Here is a 3,682-nt window from a genome sequence, read left to right on the forward strand (position 1 = left end):
GCAAAGTGACCGGCGTCGAGACTTCGCGCGGCACAATCGGCGCCGGCAAGGTCGGCATGGCCGTCGCCGGCAGTTCGTCGCGTGTCGCGGCGATGGCGGGCCTGCGCCTGCCGATCGAAAGCCATGTGCTGCAGGCCTTCGTCTCCGAGGCGATCAAGCCGCTGCTCCCCAACGTCATGACCTTCGGCGCCGGCCATTTCTATGTCAGCCAGTCCGACAAGGGTGGGCTGGTCTTCGGCGGCGACATAGATGGCTACAATTCCTATGCCCAGCGCGGCAACATGCCGGTCATGGAAGACGTCTGCGAGGGCGGCATGGCGCTGATGCCGATGATCGGCCGCGTGCGCCTCTTGCGCCAGTGGGGCGGCATCATGGACATGTCGATGGACGGCTCGCCGATCATCGACAAGACGCCGGTGGACGGGCTCTATCTCAATGCCGGCTGGTGCTATGGCGGCTTCAAGGCGACGCCCGGCTCCGGCCTCGTCTTTGCCCATCTTCTGGCCCGCGACGAACTGCACACAGAAGCGGCGCGGTTCCGCCTGGACCGGTTCCGGCGGGGTGCTGTGATCGATGAAAAGGGCGTCGGCGCCCAACCGAACCTGCACTGAGGACGGTCCAAAAAGCATGCGTATTGTCTGTCCCTTCTGCGGCGAACGCGAACTCGGCGAGTTCAGCTATCTCGGCGACGCCAAGCCGGTGCGTCCGGCAGCCGGCGCCCCGGAGGACGACGTGTTCGACTATGTCTACCTGCGCGACAACATTGCCGGTGCGATGAGCGAATATTGGTACCATGCTGGCGGCTGCCGGGCCTGGCTGAAGATCACCCGCAACACGCTGACACACCAGATTTCCTCGGTCGAGCCGGCGGCGGGCGCAGGCGCTGCAAAGGTTGGCGCCTGATGGTTAGTCACGCGCAGACGCACCGGCTGGAGAGCGGCGGCCTCATCGACCGCTCGGCGCCCCTGAACTTTCGCTTCGACGGCAAAACCTTTGCCGGCTTCCAGGGCGACACCCTTGCCTCGGCGCTGATCGCCAATGGCGTCAAGCTGGTCGGCCGCTCGTTTAAATACCACCGGCCGCGCGGCATCCTGACATCAGGCTCGGAAGAACCCAACGCGCTGGTCGAGCTGCGCACGGGCGCGCGGCGCGAGCCGAACACCAAGGCGACCACGGCAGAACTTTATGACGGTCTGGAAGCGGCCAGCCAGAACTGCTGGCCGTCGCTGCGCCACGACCTGATGGCGATGAACCAGCTGTTCTCGCCGATCTTCGTCGCCGGCTTCTACTACAAGACCTTCATGTGGCCGGCGAAGTTCTGGGAAGCGATCTACGAGCCGGCGATCCGCCGCGCCGCAGGGCTTGGACGCGCGCCGGGCGTCGCCGATCCCGACCATTACGACAAGGCCTGGGCGCATTGCGACGTGCTGATCGCCGGCTCCGGCCCGGCCGGGCTGGCGACAGCACTTGCCGCCGGTCGCAGCGGTGCCCGCGTCGTCCTGTGTGAGGAAGATTTTGCGCTTGGCGGCCGCCTGCTTGCCGACGGCGGCACGATCGACGGCATGCCGGCGGCCGAATGGACTTCCCGCACCCTGGCCGAACTCGCCACGCTGCCCGATGTTCGCATCATGAACCGCACGACGCTGTTTGGCGTCTATGATGGCGGCACCTATGGCGCGATCGAACGGGTCAACGATCATCTGCCCTCGCCGCCCGAACACCAGGTGCGCCAGCGGCTGTGGCGGATCGTGGCCAAGCGCTGTGTCGTTGCCGCCGGCGCCATCGAACGGCCGATCGTCTTTGCCGGCAATGACACGCCCGGCGTGATGATGGCTTCGGCGATGCGGACCTATGTCGCGCGCTATGCGGCGACCCCTGCGAAGAGGATCGCCCTGTTCACCAACAATGAGGATGGCTGGCGCACAGTCGAGACCGCGCTCAGTGCCGGATTGCAGATCGCGGCCGTCGTCGATGCTCGCCCAGACGTGTCCGCCGCGCATCGCGCGCTTGCCGCCAAAGCCGGCTTTCCCGTGCTGAACGGTTCGGTCGCCAGTGTCGAAGGCGGCAAGGACGGTGTCAGGAAAATCTCGATATCGCTGACCGGCGGCGCACGCGCGGAAGTCGAAGCCGACGGACTTGCCGTTTCCGGCGGCTGGAACCCGGCGGTCGGGCTGACCTCATACCATCGCGGCCGGCCGAAATGGCAGGACGATATATCAGCCTTCGTGCCGGACGGCGCCCCTCCGGGCATGGTGGCCGCCGGTGCTGCCAACGGCGCCTTCGGCCTCGGCGCATGCCTGAGCCAAGGGTTTGCCGCCGGTGCGGCAGCGGCACACAGTGCCGGACACCACGGCAATGCCGGCACGCCGCCAGTCGCCGACGACGAGGCTTTTTCGCTGGCTCCGCTCTGGCATGTCGCAGGCAAAGGCAAAGCCTTTGTCGACTACCAGCATGATGTCACCGCTTCGGACATCGAACTGGCGCAGCGCGAAGGCTTTGAATCGGTCGAGCATCTCAAGCGCTATACGACGCTCGGCATGGCCACCGACCAGGGCAAGACCTCGAACGTCGCTGGCCTCGCCATCCTGGCGGCGGTATCAGGCAAGTCCATTCCCGAGACCGGCACGACGATCTACCGTCCGCCCTATGTGCCGGTCGCCATCGGCGCCTTTGCCGGCCATCATCGCGATGAGAACTTCCATGCGACAAGGCTGACGCCATCGCATCACTGGGCAGCAGAACAGGGCGCGGTGTTCGTCGACACCGGCCTGTGGAAGCGCGCGCAATGGTATCCGCGCGCCGGCGAGAAGGACTGGCTGGAATCGGTCACCCGCGAGGTCAAGGCGGTGCGCTCTGGCGTCGGCTTCTGCGACGTCTCGACGCTTGGCAAGATCGACGTGCACGGACCGGATGCCGGCGCCTTCCTCGACCGCGTCTACATCAACACCTTCTCCAATCTTGCGGTGGGAAAAGCGCGCTACGGGCTGATGCTGCGGGAGGACGGCATGGTCTATGACGACGGCACCACGTCGCGGCTGGCCGAGGACCATTATTTTCTGACCAGCACCACCGCCAAAGCCGGGCCGGTGATGCAGCATCTCGAATTCTGCCGGCAGGTGCTGTTTCCTCAACTCGACGTGCAACTGACATCCGTCTCCGACCAGTGGGCGCAATTCTCGATCGCCGGGCCGAAGACCCGTGACCTGCTTCGAGATATGATCGATCCAGCCGAGGATTTGTCGAATGAGGGCTTTCCGTTCATGGGGGCGCGGGAAGTAGCGCTTCGCGGCGGCATCAAGTCACGGCTGTTCCGCATCTCGTTCTCCGGCGAGATGGCGTTCGAGATTTCCGTTCCCGCCCGCTACGGCGACGCGCTGGTGCGCAATCTGATGCTGGCCGGCAAACAATTCGGCGTGACGCCTTATGGCACCGAGGCGCTTGGCGTCATGCGCATCGAAAAGGGCCATGTCGCCGGACCGGAGCTGAACGGCACGACGACTGCTGCCGACCTCGGGCTTGGCAAGATGATGTCGACCAAGAAGGATTTTATCGGCCGCGTCATGGCCGGGCGCGAGGCGCTGGCGGCAGCGGATCGGCAGGTCGTGGTTGGCATCAAGCCGACCGACAAGACGCGCCGCCTGCGCTCCGGCGCACATGTCATTCCGAAGGGCGAGATACCAGG

3 protein-coding genes are annotated in these 3,682 nt (G+C 65.5%); all 3 read left to right on the forward strand.

The window, feature by feature from the left end; genetic code table 11:
* The coding region (locus EOA86_RS26470) for an FAD-dependent oxidoreductase (protein ID WP_128344392.1) at window positions 1-611 on the forward strand (611 nt) is incomplete at its 5' end.
* A 16-nt stretch (window positions 612-627) separates the two neighbouring features.
* A complete protein-coding gene (locus EOA86_RS26475) occupies window positions 628-903 on the forward strand; it encodes a sarcosine oxidase subunit delta (protein WP_127208267.1) in 276 nt (91 codons plus the stop codon).
* Window positions 903-3,682, forward strand: a 2,780-nt coding sequence (locus EOA86_RS26480; RefSeq protein ID WP_128344394.1) for a sarcosine oxidase subunit alpha family protein, incomplete at its 3' end; no start/stop codon positions are given. The genes EOA86_RS26475 and EOA86_RS26480, both read left to right, overlap by 1 nt.

This window comes from Mesorhizobium sp. M5C.F.Ca.IN.020.32.2.1, assembly GCF_004023105.1.
Taxonomy (GTDB): domain Bacteria; phylum Pseudomonadota; class Alphaproteobacteria; order Rhizobiales; family Rhizobiaceae; genus Mesorhizobium; species Mesorhizobium wenxiniae.